12 protein-coding genes are annotated in these 13,516 nt (G+C 53.4%); 6 read left to right on the forward strand and 6 right to left on the reverse strand.

The window, feature by feature from the left end:
• Positions 1–56: 56 nt before the first annotated feature.
• From RMO15_RS13860 to RMO15_RS13875, 4 genes are read left to right on the forward strand one after another with little or no spacing between them, the layout of a single operon-like run.
• Positions 57–2,918 (forward strand): N-6 DNA methylase, encoded by a 2,862-nt coding sequence (locus RMO15_RS13860; protein WP_309713641.1) that lies wholly within the window; start codon positions 57–59, stop codon positions 2,916–2,918.
• 11 nt (positions 2,919–2,929) lie between these two features.
• Positions 2,930–3,640 (forward strand): hypothetical protein, encoded by a 711-nt coding sequence (locus RMO15_RS13865; RefSeq protein WP_309713644.1) that lies wholly within the window; start codon positions 2,930–2,932, stop codon positions 3,638–3,640.
• A 13-nt stretch (positions 3,641–3,653) separates the two neighbouring features.
• On the forward strand, positions 3,654–4,355 hold the full coding sequence (locus tag RMO15_RS13870) for a polysaccharide deacetylase family protein (protein WP_309713646.1): 702 nt from the start codon (positions 3,654–3,656) through the stop codon (positions 4,353–4,355).
• Positions 4,356–4,405: 50 nt separating this feature from the next.
• A complete protein-coding gene (locus RMO15_RS13875; RefSeq protein ID WP_309713649.1) occupies positions 4,406–5,515 on the forward strand; it encodes a HEAT repeat domain-containing protein in 1,110 nt (369 codons plus the stop codon).
• On the opposite strand, the gene RMO15_RS13880 is transcribed toward RMO15_RS13875, so the two are convergent.
• The 4 genes from RMO15_RS13880 to RMO15_RS13895 form a co-directional block, all read right to left on the reverse strand.
• The gene (locus RMO15_RS13880; protein WP_309713652.1) at positions 5,512–6,543 is read right to left on the reverse strand and encodes a hypothetical protein; all 1,032 of its coding nucleotides are present in this window, start codon (positions 6,541–6,543) and stop codon (positions 5,512–5,514) included. The two genes, RMO15_RS13875 and RMO15_RS13880, sit on opposite strands and share 4 nt — an antisense overlap.
• Positions 6,540–7,460 (reverse strand): hypothetical protein, encoded by a 921-nt coding sequence (locus RMO15_RS13885; RefSeq protein WP_309713656.1) that lies wholly within the window; start codon positions 7,458–7,460, stop codon positions 6,540–6,542. Before RMO15_RS13885 ends, RMO15_RS13880 begins: the two co-directional genes overlap by 4 nt.
• Complete coding sequence (locus RMO15_RS13890; protein ID WP_309713659.1) at positions 7,457–8,188, reverse strand: hypothetical protein; 732 nt, start codon at positions 8,186–8,188, stop codon at positions 7,457–7,459. Before RMO15_RS13890 ends, RMO15_RS13885 begins: the two co-directional genes overlap by 4 nt.
• A gap of 62 nt (positions 8,189–8,250) precedes the next feature.
• Positions 8,251–8,715, reverse strand: a complete 465-nt coding sequence (locus tag RMO15_RS13895; protein ID WP_309713662.1) for a hypothetical protein — start codon at positions 8,713–8,715, stop codon at positions 8,251–8,253.
• A 162-nt stretch (positions 8,716–8,877) separates the two neighbouring features.
• Here RMO15_RS13895 and RMO15_RS13900 point away from each other — a divergent pair, with 162 nt between their 5' ends.
• Positions 8,878–9,690: a nitronate monooxygenase gene (locus RMO15_RS13900; RefSeq protein WP_309713665.1), complete on the forward strand. Its 813-nt coding sequence runs from the start codon at positions 8,878–8,880 to the stop codon at positions 9,688–9,690.
• A gap of 19 nt (positions 9,691–9,709) precedes the next feature.
• On the opposite strand, the gene RMO15_RS13905 is transcribed toward RMO15_RS13900, so the two are convergent.
• Positions 9,710–10,534 carry a phytanoyl-CoA dioxygenase family protein gene (locus RMO15_RS13905; RefSeq protein WP_309713668.1) on the reverse strand — a complete coding sequence of 275 codons (825 nt, stop codon included), beginning with the start codon at positions 10,532–10,534 and terminating at the stop codon, positions 9,710–9,712.
• A gap of 43 nt (positions 10,535–10,577) precedes the next feature.
• Between RMO15_RS13905 and RMO15_RS13910 the strand changes: the two genes are divergently transcribed.
• A complete protein-coding gene (locus RMO15_RS13910) occupies positions 10,578–11,417 on the forward strand; it encodes a helix-turn-helix domain-containing protein (protein WP_309713671.1) in 840 nt (279 codons plus the stop codon).
• Positions 11,418–11,454: 37 nt separating this feature from the next.
• Here the strand turns inward: RMO15_RS13910 and RMO15_RS13915 are convergent, their stop codons facing one another.
• Positions 11,455–13,371 carry a hypothetical protein gene (locus RMO15_RS13915; protein WP_309713674.1) on the reverse strand — a complete coding sequence of 639 codons (1,917 nt, stop codon included), beginning with the start codon at positions 13,369–13,371 and terminating at the stop codon, positions 11,455–11,457.
• Positions 13,372–13,516: the final 145 nt, after the last annotated feature.

The raw sequence follows: 13,516 nt of genomic DNA on the forward strand, positions 1-13,516 counted from the left end.
AGAAGTAATAGAGGCTGAGGCACGACAAGTTCTCCGTAATCTAAGTGAACATAAGGATGATGGTAATGATCAACTCAACAAGTGATCCCCAATGGCTGACTGATAGAAATGCTACTGTTGATGGGCTTGTCAGTGTTCATAATTATGAAAGTATCATAAATAATTTACAACCTGAAGAAGTTGTGATTATGGAAAAAGCCAGGCATTACGGCGCGAGCGCAGTGTTTTTTCAGGCTTCTCCGAATAGTAATGTTACTTCAATAGCACAAGCATTTATTTATCACTCAGATGGTCCCACAGATGATCCTGAGTTCGGTAATCTACATCGGAAATTATGGAGTTGGGGTGGTGTGCCTATTGTCTACCGTGTTACAAGTGGCTTAGTGCAACTGTTTCGGTGTGCGCATAAACCCGAATTTGAAAAGGGTGAAGAGACAATTTGTAAACCTTTCGACAAGATTAACCTCATTAACCTCGCTACTGAAATCGCCTCAAGCCCTTGGTGGGATAGTGAGCGGCTTCGCAATGGAACCCTCTGGGATGATCCCAATGTGTGTGAAAATCTCTTATCTAAAGAAAATTCTGCTCAAAAAGCACTCATCAAATCGATAGAGAAACTATATGAGGATCTTGAAACTGAGAGTCAGTTACCTCGGAAAATTCAGCGTCGCTTATTAATTTTATCTGTTCTGATTGCCTATCTTGAAGCTCGAAGCGTTTTTGAAGATGGATTTTTCGCCCGTTTCAGAAATGACGCAGGGAAATTTTTTCAAGTTCTGGCTGATGGTTCTGCTTTAGTAAATCTTTTGGGGAGTCTTGAACAACGCTTCAATGGTCATGTTTTTACACTGTCAGATGATGAACGAAAAATCCTTTCTACTAGCTCCGACCTTGCTCATTTCGCAAGCTTTATTGAGAGTCGTCAAGAGCAAAATGGTCAACGTACACTTTGGGAGAGATATTCATTTGCTGATCTACCCGTTGAGGTTATTAGCCATATTTATCAGCTCTTTGTCGAGGATGATTCCGTGGCCGTTTATACGCCACACTTTGCGGTCCGAATGATGCTTGGTGAAGTGCTAAGCTGGGATCGTTTGGATCGCTTGGAGGCTGACGATGAAGTTATTCTGGATGGTGCCTGTGGCTCTGGTATTTTCTTAGTTGAAGCTTATAAGCGATTGGTACTTCATTGGCGTTATCGACACGGATGGGAACATCCAACTCAGGCTGTTCTTCAGAAACTACTGACGGCACGTGTGCGTGGTGTAGATGTTGAAGAAGCTGCTGTCGAATTAGCAGCCTTTAGCCTCTGTCTTGCTCTGTGCGATGCACTAGAGCCAATGGCAATTCGAAATAGTGTAAGACTCTTTCCTGAATTAAAAGAAGTAACCATTCACACCGATTGTTTTTTCGCAGCAATCGAAACCAGAAAAATCACAGAACGAGTAGGCGTTATCGTTGGGAACCCTCCCTTCGTATCTGAACTTCGTACAGAGAGTGCAAAACGTGCCTATGAGTGCTATCGAAAAGACCACGGTGTATCACCAGATAAACAACTTGCATATCTGTTTCTGCATAAAGCAATGGAGATACTAGTCCCAGGTGGAATACTCTCGATGCTTCAGCCGCATGGCTTTCTCTATAACCAGAAATCACAAGGATTTCGGCAGAAATTTATTGAGTGCTGGGATCTTCGCGAAATTTTGGACTTCATTTCTATTCGTGGACTTTTCCAGAGAGGCGATACAAAGGCAGTAGTCATTGTTGCTGAAAAGCAGTTACCACCTCTAAATCGTCAAATTCTTCACGCCGTCTTCCGCCGTAGTGGCCGTACTGATGCAGAGCAGGGCTTTGATATTGATTTCTATGATATGCACTGGCTATCACGAGATTTAGTCCTTCAGAATGATAGCATATGGCGTAGTAATCTCTTTGGTGGGGGTAGGGTTCTTGGATTTGTGGATCGGCTAAAAAAGTTCAAGACTCTCAAACAATATGCATTAGATCAAGGATGGGATTTTGGAGAGGGATGGATTGAAGGTGAGACCGGAAAGCGAGTATCTGCTGATCATATCACTGGGAAAAATTATATTCCTTCAGAGGGTATTACGGTTGATGGCATAAATAAAACGAAAATTCAACCCGTTATAGCAACTTTGTTCAAGACTTCTTACAATTTCAAAAGATTTACACCGCCAATGCTTCTAATCCGTGAACATAAGGATATTCCATCTGGCTTATGGACTGAAAATTATTTAACATATAAGGATAAGGTTGTTGGTTTTTGTGCGCCTGAATCGCAATTAAATGAACTTGAGGAATTAGATGAGTGGATATCGAAACAGAGACTCATTTTTAAGGCATATATAGCGCTTATTAGTAAGCAGTTGTTCGCAGGGAAAGCAACTGCGATTTTATCAGCAGATATCATGTCATTGCCATGTCCAACATCTGAAGAACTGAATATCTCTCCGCATGAGGAAATTCTTGTTCATGATATCATGGCATATTACTGTGATTTGATCCGACTTGGTGAAGATTCGGATGCTATGAAAAATCCTGGTACTCCAGCATTGCATTCCTTTAATGAAATTTTCGCAGATCGGATTAGTGGTGTCTACCAAAAGAATCAGTTACGCCCTCTAGACCCTCAAGTTTGGCAGGGGGTAATATGTCAGCCATATGTTTTCGGAATGGGAAGTGTAGATTGGAGTGGTGCAGATGAATTGAAAGAGAAAATTGATAATCTTCTTCGTGAAAAACGAGGAGGTGGTATTAATGTAACCCGTATTGCTCGGCTCTACGACGGAGCATTTATTTACCTGATAAAACCTGACCGACTGCGGTATTGGTTGAAATCTGTTGCTCTTCGTGATGCGGATGAGACTTTAGCTGACTTATCTGATCAGGGCTTCTGAGAACTTTAAGAATGCTTGCTGACAACCAAAACGTCGTTCAAACAGGTGGTATCGGTCAGGATGTTCATCCACCATCTATGTCAAAGATAGCTATTGTGGACTTTATAGCTCAGGAACTTCCACGATGGCGCGATGATCCTGAGCGGCGTTCTGAGTCTTCGGAAACGATCCTGACCTCGCAGTTATGTAGCTATCTTAATGCTTCGACTCGTCGTTCGAATGTTTGGAGCCATATCCAATTTCAGGCTGAGGTGGGTGACGAAACAAAAACTGGCAGAAAAATTGATCTTGCTGCGCAGCCAAGTGAAACACTTTGGATTGAACAACGCCGTCATAGCAAGTACGATATTATTTTCCCGATTGAGTGTAAGCGGCTTCCAACTCCAAATGGAACAAATCGTGATGAAAGAGAATACGTCATTAATGCGAAAACAACTGGCGGTCTTCAACGGTTCAAGTTTGGATATCATGCAGCATCACATAATTTTGCTGCGATGATTGCCTATGTTCAGGTAGAAGGATTTTTATATTGGGTGAATAAAATTAATGAATGGATTAGAGATTTATCACGAGTGTGCAATTCGCAATGGAATGAACTTGACTTGCTTCAGGTATTAGAAAATGGATCAAATCATGATTTGTATGTACTTAATTCTTGTCATCAACGGGTAAATATTGAGTTTCATCTCGATTTACGCCATTTATGGATAAAGATGTACTGATATAAATGTAACTATGAGCCTCCCGCCGATCCACCCCAACGCCCGCAGATCGCCCCGCACGCGGTTTCTTGTCTGGCACGATATTGTCCCGAGCGAGAAGCTCGTCTGGTTCGACACGACGATTGCGGAGTTTCAGTCCCAGCTTGCGGCGCTAGAGAAAGCACGAGTGCGGCCTGCTGCTCTGCCGACTATCGAGCGCTGGCTCTCTACGGGACAGAATCCACCGCCCGAAAAGAGCGTGGTGCTGTGCTTTGATGACAACACGCAGGGGATCTTTGACTTTGTCTTTCCCGAAATGAAGAAGCGCGGCTGGCCCTTTGTGGTCTCGGCGCACACGGCGTTTGTGGGGGTGAAGACCGGCAAAGACCACGGCGACTGGGCGGAGCTAAAGGCGATGGCGCAGGGCGGTGCGATGATTGTTTCTCAGACCCACTCGCACCCGCCAGATCTGCGAAGTTTTTCGGATGCGAAGCTTGCTAAAGAGTTCATGCTCTCGAAAGCCTCGATGGCAAAGCATCTTGGGATCACGCCACGCTATGTTACCTATCCTTCGGGCAAGTGGGACGCTCGCGTGGCGCAAGCGGCGCAGGCGGCAGGCTACACGCTGGGCCTTACGGAGGACTTTGGGCTTGCGGAGCGCTCCCCGCACTGCTTGGGGGTCAATCGCTACTCCACGCACCGGCGCTGGGCAGAGGCGCTGGCGGCACTTCGGTAGCGTTATTTAGCTCTCCAGCGAGGCTTGGGCTTTACCAATAATAGGGGGTAATGAATGATGATCTGCTACGGGAGCTTCCGATACTACCTCGGAAGAGCGTCACGGATACGGCACTTTTGTCGGATGATATTGAGGCGCTTCTCGTTCAGTTGAGCTCACCCGATTGGCATATCCGTGTGGGGGCCTCCGAGCTTCTGGGAGAGCGACTTGAGCCTGATGTGGTCAAGCGCTTGGTACAGCTGCTTGGCGCGCCTGATTTTCGTGTCCGCCGCGCCGCCGCTGAGGCACTGGGGCACATGGGAGCCTTTGCCGCCGAAGATCTTCTGATTGCACTGACTCATAAAAGCGACTTGGTACGTCAGTCAGCACTGGCGGGGTTGCGGGTGGCGGAACAGGCAGCCTGTCCTACTCTGATCGCCGCGGTACAAGCAAAAACCAAGTACGTCGCGCGTCGTCGCGCGGCGATTGAGGCACTCGGAATGCTTCGTGTACTGGGCGCTGCGCCGATCTTAAAAGACTGTCTCCAGGATACGGATGCGGAAACACGCTGGCGTGCCGCTGCTGCTCTGGGAGAGCTCAATGCTCTGCAAGCCGTCCCTGAGCTGATCGTGGCTCTGGAAGATAAAAATAGCCAGGTGCGCTGGGCTGCCGCAACCACGTTGGGCCAGCTCGGAGACCGAGCCGCTGTGGAGCCGCTGACTCTATGCCTCCACGATGCGCAAGACGTGGTGCAAGCCGCCGCTGTCTGGGCACTAGGACAGATCGGGGACGGGCGGGTTGTCCCGGCTCTGATTGCTCTCGTCAAGACAGGGACTTTGGATGTGCGGCGCTCGGCGATTCTGGCGCTGGGAAAGCTGGGTGACCCTGCGGCACGAAAAGTCGTCATCTCCACGTTACAAGAAGAAAATACGGAGCTACGGCTGGCGGCGATTGAGACCCTCAAGGTTCTTCGGGGTAGTGAGAGTATTCAGGCTCTCCTTCCGCTTCTCGGTGAGCCTGAGGCACTGGTTCGACATGCGACCGTGGAGGCTCTCGTGGGCTTTGGAGCGCCCGCTGAGAAAGCTCTGAAGACCCAGGTTGGCAAGAGCAGCGGCTGGGCAGCAACCGCTATCCAAGAGGCACTCGATCGGCTCTGGCGCGAGCAGGGCCGCGCCGCCTAGCTCCACTCTCGAATTTTCTCCTTCACCTCCGCGATAGCGTGCGCGGCGACAATCACTCCCGTAACGCCGCGCTCAAGCGCCTCCTCTAAGCCAATAAGCTGGTCGAAGACGGCTTCAATACGCACATAGAGAGGAGGCTGCTCCCAGGGAAGGATGTCGGGGTCGGGCGCGTCAAAGTCTCCAGTCAGTGCGATGATATCCTCAAAGCCAGGGACACTACCTCCGCATGAGGCTAGGCGTGGCATAGCAGCCCGCTGGTTTTCGTCTTCTAGTGCCTGCACCAGCTCCGTCAGCTCCTCGCGTAGGGTTTCCACAGGGACAGAGAGGCTTGCAGGATCAAGGCACCAGCGCAGCTTGGCGCGTGCCGCCAGCCGGACGATTTCTTCGGGATCGAGCGCATCGAAGGGGAGGGCAAGGGCCAGGTCACCACCACCCACCAAGCTCTGTGTGGCCCAGAGCGAGGCTTCGTCCCAGGACTCTCCCGTAAGCAAAAGCCCTTCTGCCCCTGCTGTCATGGCCTCTTCAGCTTCTTTCAGGGTCGTCGCCTCACCCCAGACAGCCACGGCGATTCCTTCGGTGGTGTAGGCGGGAAAGTTGGGCTCGTCTAAGAGCACACGGGGCTGGTGCTTTGCCTGAAGCCGGACGATCTCATAGGCGCTGGGCTCGACACTGAGCCGTCCACGCTCGGGCTCTAGCAAGAGTAGCTCGCCCTCACCGATAGAGAGAAGGGCATCGTCCACGCCTGCCAGAAGTGCGATACCCTCGGGGAGCTGGGGCGGGCGGCTAGGCAGGCGCTCGCTCACCACGCCGCTGAGAATGGCACCGTCGGGGAGGGGCAGTAGGAGCGCCGTGGCGGGGTCTTCCGCGACTAGTACTAGTGCCATCGGGACATCCTCGCGCTTGCGCCACTTGTCAATCTGTCCCAGCAGGCTCTCATCGAGCGTGGCGCGTCCACTTTCCAGGGAAATCTTTGCCGCCCGACCCATCGCGTGGCCTTTGCCAAAGCCTTGTCCCGTGAGCGTTTTCACGGCCTGCCGTCGCCCTCATCTTCTTTATCGCCTTTGATAATCGTGCCTAGCTTGACGGGGGTGAGGAGAAGCTTTTCTGCGCCCTCTTTGAAAAAGATATCGGCGTTGTCGGAGAGAATACGCTCTCCTTTGTCATTGACGGCGACAACATTGCCTTTTAGGACGGCTCGCTCATCGTTGCCGAAGTACTCCAGGCTGCCTCCGGTGATTGTCCAGTCTTTCTCTTTGTGCCGAAAGGTGATCTTGACATTGGTGTCCGTGAAGGCGCGCTTTTGCTTCCACCAGTAGCGTAGCTTGTCACAGGTGATGGTCACGGGGTTCTTGAACTCTTTACGAAGCGACTTGGGGGTGGCCTTGGGATCATCGGGCTTGGGCCGGGCGATGATTTTTACGTCGCCTGTCATGTCGGCGTAGCGCAGCTCGGGTTTGTAGTAGGCCACGCCGCTCTCACTGGTGAGCGTATTCTGGGGATCTTCCATGCGTAGCTTGCCTGGGGCACTGGCGATCTTAGTGTCTTTGTTGTAGAGCACGGTGTCCGAGAGGAACTTGGTCTCTTTGTGAAGGAGCTGGGCATCACCCTTGAGGGTCATGAGAGTGCCCTTCGAGGTGGACTCATACGTCATCTCTTTCCCGTAGGGGTAGTAGTCTTTGTCCTCGTTGTTCACAGGCTCTAGCGGCTTGGCAGGTGGCTCGATTTTTTGCACCACTTTTTGCGCCACAGGGGCGGTTTTGGGGGGAGTGGTTTGGGGCTTGGGTGTAGGCAGCACAACCGGCTTGACAGTGGGCTTGGCTTGTGTGGGCTTGGCGGGCGCGGGTTTGGTGCCGGGTCTAGGCAGGGGCGGGCGGGTTTGGCCGTAGAGCGCAGCTGCGGCGAAGAAGGCAGCTAGAGTGAGGGCAGTAGGGGTCAGGCGTTTCATAGGATCTCGATATCGTCTTTCGTGCCACGGACTCGCCCCCGGAACTCGGAGAGCGAAAAGTCGTGTGTCTCTACATTCAGAGTCAGATCCCGCCCGAAGACTTCATCGTTTTTGCTCGTGACGATCTTGACATTGCCAGGGCAGGTGACGAGCTTTGTGCCCACTTCGTAGCGGAGCTGAGTGCAGGTGACCGTGAGTGTGCCCAGCGACTTGGGCAGGTCGCTTGACGTGGGCTTGGCGGGTGGGAGGACTTTAATCGTGATCGAGCCTGCTGCCAGAAAGCTCTTGGCTTTCGTATCAAACGAGGCGATCGGGGCGGAGAGCGTAGCGCGTGGCTGGCCGTCTTGAAGAAGCGTGGCTTCGAGCCCGCCGGTGAAGTCGAGCTTGGTCTGATCCGTAAAAGCAGCACTTGGTGACGAGAGATACGCGCCAGGTTTGCCTTTGTCCAGAAGCGTGGCCTTTAGCCCTTGGGTGAAGCGCATCGTGCGCCGGTCGCGCTCAGTGTCTATGACCTTGGAGGTGATAATCCAGGCAGGCTGACCCTCTTCATAGCCGGTCACCGAGACATCACGGAAGCGTACCGCCACTTGTGCGGAGAGGGGAGGGGCAATGGCAGGGGAGAGGCTCATGGCCCCCCCGAGGCGGGCACGACGAAGCGCGATACCAATGGCGGCCGTCAGCAAGAGAGCCACGAAAATTAAAAAGAAGCGCTGCGTTCGTTCGTTCATAAGCCCAAAACCGCAACTCCCGACACGGGGTCGGGAGTTGCAGAGGACGAAGCGAAAGTATCTTAGATTGGCGGGGGAGGCGGCGGACCGTCCTGGGTCGCGATCTTGATGACTCCGAGGTCACGGGACGCTCCCCCGGCGGTGGGGGGCACCGGGAAGCCCGGATTGACCACGTTGTAGGAGGTGCCATTCACATAGCCGGTGTTGTAGTAGTTATTGTTAGGACCCACCACACGGGCATTGAGTGTCTCCGTAGTGGGTGTTGTCTGGATGGTGAATGTCCCATCGTTTGCGGTGACGACGCTTGTACCATTGAAGGTCACCACGGCACCCGCAACTGAGATGTCGCCGCTGTTAAAATCTACTACCCGTCCACTGAAAACCGCACGTGCAGCTGCATCTGGTGTTGGCGTAGTTGTACCACCCCCCCCAGAACTGCCGCCACAACCCACTAGGGGCACAACCAGCAACGCACTCATTGCCAGGACGACCGCATAGCGATGACTCTTGCCGAAGATCATTCCCATCCTCCAGGCCGCCCTCTCCGGGCTGGCCAAAATGCCAGTAGAGAGTATAACCGAAATCCAGGCTTCTCTGCAACCCACTTCTCTACTTCTACATAGATTGATCATCGTTGTAAGAAGTTCCTTCAACCATAAAGAGAAAATTTCCGGTAAACTTCTTTTACCATGAACTCTGTAGGACTGAGCTTACCCGCCCCCGTGGTTCAAGCGGCGCTGGCGGGCTGTGATGGCCCTCGGCTTGCGGCAGCGGTTTCGCGGGCAGGGGGGCTGGGAACTCTGACACTCTGTGCCCCAACACTTGAAGTTACTCGGGTGCGCCTAGCACGCCTGCGGGCGCTGACGACGCGCCCTGTGCTGCTGGCCTTTACCGGGGAGTGGGAAAAAACCGGGGTTCTGGATCTCTGTATAGCGGCAGGCCACCGGCACTTTCAAGTTTTCTGGTGGAATGGGCCACGGCTCGTGCGCAGGATCCATGATCAAGGGGGCGTGGCTCTCTGGCAGGTGGGAACGCAAGGACAAATTGACGAGGCGCTCTCGCATGGAGCCGATGGACTGATTGTCCAGGGGACACGGGCAGGAGGCCCGGTGCGCAGCCCCCATACCCTCGATGAGCTGGTTCCTAGTCTCCGTGCGCAGGTCGGAGCGGACTTTCCTCTGATTGCAGGCGGCGGGCTGGCGCTGCGTGAGGACGTGAAGCACGTCTTAGCTCTGGGGGCAGATGCTGCTCTCTTGGGAACTCGTTTCTTGCTCTCCCAAGAGTCCCAGGCCCCGCAAGCGCATAAGTGTCGTTTGCTGAGGGCAGGCAACGAGCAGCTCATTCTTGACACAAGGCTCGTCGGACAATGGCCGTGCTCGCCGCGCCGCCGCCTGGAAACCCGCTCGCTCCCCGACTCTCCCAGCCTCTATGGCGGCGAAGGACTCTCCAGCATCCACGATCTTCCCTCCGCCGCCCAAATCGTTCGCCAGTTGGTTCCCTGACCCCCAAGATGGGGGGAAGCTAATGGGGGCCTTTGACTTCCATCCAGGTTCCGCCGCAGGGGCCGCCCATCGTGGACTCGCCAAAGCCGACGGTGTTACCCTCAAAGTCGAGGCAGTGGTAGAAGTGGGAGAGCTCGGCAGAGGCTTTGGGAACATAGTGGCAGATAAAGGCGCGACGGAAGCGATCTTTGCTACTATTGGTGTACGAGCCGTGGATCACGGAGCCGTTAAAAAAGAAAACGTCGCCCGCTTTCATGTCCACCGGGATCGCGGCCATGCCCTCGGGGATATCCACGTGCTGGTCGGTGAAGAAGAGCGTTTTATCGGCAGGTGTGGGACAGAGCACCGGGAGGGTGTGTGAGCCAGGAACCGCCACCATGCCTCCGTTCTCTTGATCCACATCGTCAAGAGCGGTCCAGGCGGCGTAGCAGGTATCGGGGGCGACCCGCAGGTAGTAGTTGTCCTGGTGCAGGTCTTGGCCGCGCGCTCCGGCGGGCTTAAAGTAGAACATGCTCTGCGCCGCGACCGGCTCCTCTTTCATGAGAAGGCGCAAGAACTCTTGGACACGGGGATCTAGCATGTAGCGCATCGAGAGCGGCCCGACGGGCTTGTCCGCGTGTTTATGCGGGTGCATCATCCGGGGATAGAACGCTAGGGGATCGTTGTCGGAGTAGCCATCCTTGCCACCCCGTCGAATCTCGGAGAGACCTTCCACCGGGCCTTCCGCGTTCTGCGCCATAAAGGTCGCCTTAATGGTCTCCACTTCATCGGGGGAGAAGAGCCCAGGGACAATCACAAAACCATCGCGGTGAAAGGCCTCCGCGAGAGCCTTCAAGTTTTCCATAATGATAAGATACGGCTAGAATTTTTGAAAGGCAAGGGAGAGTATGGCTGAAAAATTAAAAGATTCTGCTGCACGGCGTGAAGATCAGCGCCCTACCTCCACGCCCATTGTGACGGGCGTGCTTCAGGGCGATGCACGCTACACCACCTGGCGAGCCCGAGGTACGCCGGACTACTTGCTGATGTACACCCGTGCGGGCTGTGGGCGTGTGGGCCATGCACGCGGCGAGCTGCGGGTTCCCCCCGGTGAGCTGGTGCTGATTCGCCCTGGGACACACCACGACTACGGCACCGCGCGCGGCGTATCCCACTGGGAGCTGATCTGGGCACACTTCCAGCCGCGCCCCCACTGGCTAGAGTGGCTTGCCTGGCCCGAGCCTGCGCCGGGGATCTTGCATCTGCTGCTCGAAGCCGAGACGCGTACGGCTATCGAAGAGGCGCTCTTGCTCATGGACTCCCGCTCGCGCAGTGCACAGCCGCTCCGCTCCGCTCTCGCTATGCACGCGCTGGAAGAGGCGCTTTTAGGCTGCGCTGCTACCCTACCCTCCGTACGCCGACACGATGCACGGGTCGAGGCTGCAATGGCCTATCTGGTTGAGAACCTGGCACAGCCGCTCACACTGGGATGCGTGGCAAGAGCGACGGGGCTCTCGGTCTCACGGCTCTCACACCGCTTCAAGGACGAAGTGGGGATCACGCCCGGGCAGTTTCTGGAGCGCGAGCGCCTCGCCCGCGCGGCTCAGCTCCTGAGCTTTACCACGCGCCCTATCGCTGCCATTTCGGAAGAAGTGGGCTTCGCCAGCCCGATTCACTTCTCTCTACGCTTCAAGAAAGCCTTCACCCTGAGTCCCCGCGAGTTCCGTAAGAGCGCTGCGGGGGGATGATACAGGGATGCTTTAGGGCAACCCATGCTACGAGACATCAAAGACTCGCCGTGCTTCCACTTATCGTCGGATCAACTTGCCGTTTGGTGAGCCGCTCGCCCCTCATCCGTCTCTGGGTTGCTCCGCTCTCCCAGAGCGCAAGGGTTCCTGCTCCAAGCGCTGCTGTTATCAAGAGAGGGGCAATAAGGAACCAGCCAACATAGGGTATTAGGAATGAAAATACCAGGAGAAGGCTTGACTTGATCTGCATCCCAAATGAAATATCACGATTGTCTTTTCGAGAGAGCCACTTTCCCATAATCAGAGTAAGACCACCCATGCCGAGGAGCATGGGTGGGAATGTGCTAGTCAATACGAGAATAGTAAAGAATTGCGCTACTGAATTAGTTGAAAGCAAAAATGAAAGAGTGAAAATAACTGTTCCTAAAAGTAAAAATAAACCTGTAAAGAAACTACGGAAAGGTAACTTTGTCAGTGTGTTAACAGTTTTATTGTTTAGATTTCGGAAGTGTTGCATCGAGAATAGCAGGATCGCCCAAGGAGTTAGGATAAAAAGAAACAAAAGGGCTCCCAGTGTTGGTAGTGGGGATTTTGTTAGTCCAACGAGAGATTTGCCAATGCCTTCATAGAGCAGTCCCAACAATGGCGTTTTAGTCTCTTTACCTTGGCGTTGTGGTGGTGTGATACTCGCTTTACCCAACTCGACCAAGTTTGTAATCCAGAGGGTACCATTATCACTGTCACTGCGTACGTAGACATAGATTAAGACTCCCGCCATTTCATCGGTACTATTTTCTCCGTTTTTGACGCGTTTCGGAGGCTGGTTAGGATTGTGGATATTCTCAGCGGAGTTGTCATGCGTCCATTCTCCCTGTAGCTTAGTGCCTTTGGGGAGATGAATCAGATCTTTGGTGTGGTAGGTGGACTGCCAGTTAAAGTCCCAGTCATTGATCTTGATGAGTGGTACGATACGTCCATCCAGAAGCTCTGCCCAGAGCTTACAGGATTTACCAATAAGATGCATATGCTGGTAGAGAGACGTAATATCCACATCTACGGGTAGTGTATAGCTTGCTTTCTCTCTGTGATTCTTATCACCTGCCTCGATGTCTATGTTCTGTACTCCCAGCATAACCAAGGAGCTGATGCGTGTGGGTGGCTTATCGGTAAAGTACAGCCCGACACGAGACTGGTCTACTTCTTGTTTGCCTATGGGATGGTAGTGCATGCCAAAGACAAGATCAATCTCTTTGGGAAGCACCGCCGCTGCATCGGGAGGGAAAACCTCCGCCGACATACCGGGTGCGTATCCCGGAAGCCCACCGGCGGGAAGAAACCCTGGTCCCCCAAAGCTGACATAGCCTGCGCCCGCTCCACCCTGCTGCCGCTCCAGCTCTATTGCCTTACCGGTCTTATCCATCATCAGGGTGGCGTGATGAACGACCCGTCGGTTACCGGGACGGAACTCGATAGCACGAATGTACTTATCTGCGGGAAGGCGAATCTGTAGAGGAAAACTGCGATTAATATCCTTGCCTTCTGCGGGAATCGTGAAAGCTTTGGGCATGGTTAAAACAAGATCGGGCTTGCCAAGCTGCCAGCCATCCTTAAACTGAGGCCGTGGTGGCAGGTCGGCAGGATTGCCTTCGGGAGCGCCGCTCTCGGCCCAGCGCTGAATGGTGGCGATTTGTACGTCTGTGAGTCGCCGTTCGTGCTTGAACGCGCCGTAGCCCTGCTCAAGCTTCCAAGGCGGCATGGTTCGCTTCTGGGTTACAAGCGCGAGCTGTTTAGCCCGCTTCTTAGCATCCTGATAGGTCATGAGCGAAAAAGGAGCCACTTCGTCGGTGCGGTGGCAGGAAATACATTGTTTGTAAACGATAGGGGCAATGTCTTTATTGTAGGTAGTTGTCTTGTTTGCCGATGCAGGCATGATCAGACAAGAAAAAATTATCATTATTACGGCTTTGTTGCATAACGTTTTTGGATAGACGTGCTTAACTGCATTTTCTGAACCTACCTCGTTAAGTTACTAGGTTAGAAGGCGACACGATGGCATAGCTCTCACAACGGCCAAATTCAAGGAAACGATTCAAAATACG

The organism is Armatimonas sp. (assembly GCF_031410135.1).
Lineage (GTDB): Bacteria > Armatimonadota > Armatimonadia > Armatimonadales > Armatimonadaceae > Armatimonas.

Excerpts from the sequence above, each read along its gene's own strand:
- RMO15_RS13860 (WP_309713641.1), top strand. The coding sequence starts at position 57 with ATGATGGTAATGATCAACTCAACAAGTGATCCCCAATGGCTGACTGAT.
- RMO15_RS13865 (WP_309713644.1), top strand. The coding sequence starts at position 2,930 with ATGCTTGCTGACAACCAAAACGTCGTTCAAACAGGTGGTATCGGTCAG.
- RMO15_RS13870 (WP_309713646.1), top strand. The coding sequence starts at position 3,654 with ATGAGCCTCCCGCCGATCCACCCCAACGCCCGCAGATCGCCCCGCACG.
- RMO15_RS13875 (WP_309713649.1), top strand. The coding sequence starts at position 4,406 with ATGAATGATGATCTGCTACGGGAGCTTCCGATACTACCTCGGAAGAGC.
- RMO15_RS13885 (WP_309713656.1), bottom strand. The coding sequence starts at position 7,460 with ATGAAACGCCTGACCCCTACTGCCCTCACTCTAGCTGCCTTCTTCGCC.
- RMO15_RS13890 (WP_309713659.1), bottom strand. The coding sequence starts at position 8,188 with ATGAACGAACGAACGCAGCGCTTCTTTTTAATTTTCGTGGCTCTCTTG.
- RMO15_RS13895 (WP_309713662.1), bottom strand. The coding sequence starts at position 8,715 with ATGGGAATGATCTTCGGCAAGAGTCATCGCTATGCGGTCGTCCTGGCA.
- RMO15_RS13900 (WP_309713665.1), top strand. The coding sequence starts at position 8,878 with ATGAACTCTGTAGGACTGAGCTTACCCGCCCCCGTGGTTCAAGCGGCG.
- RMO15_RS13905 (WP_309713668.1), bottom strand. The coding sequence starts at position 10,534 with ATGGAAAACTTGAAGGCTCTCGCGGAGGCCTTTCACCGCGATGGTTTT.
- RMO15_RS13910 (WP_309713671.1), top strand. The coding sequence starts at position 10,578 with ATGGCTGAAAAATTAAAAGATTCTGCTGCACGGCGTGAAGATCAGCGC.
- RMO15_RS13915 (WP_309713674.1), bottom strand. The coding sequence starts at position 13,371 with ATGATAATTTTTTCTTGTCTGATCATGCCTGCATCGGCAAACAAGACA.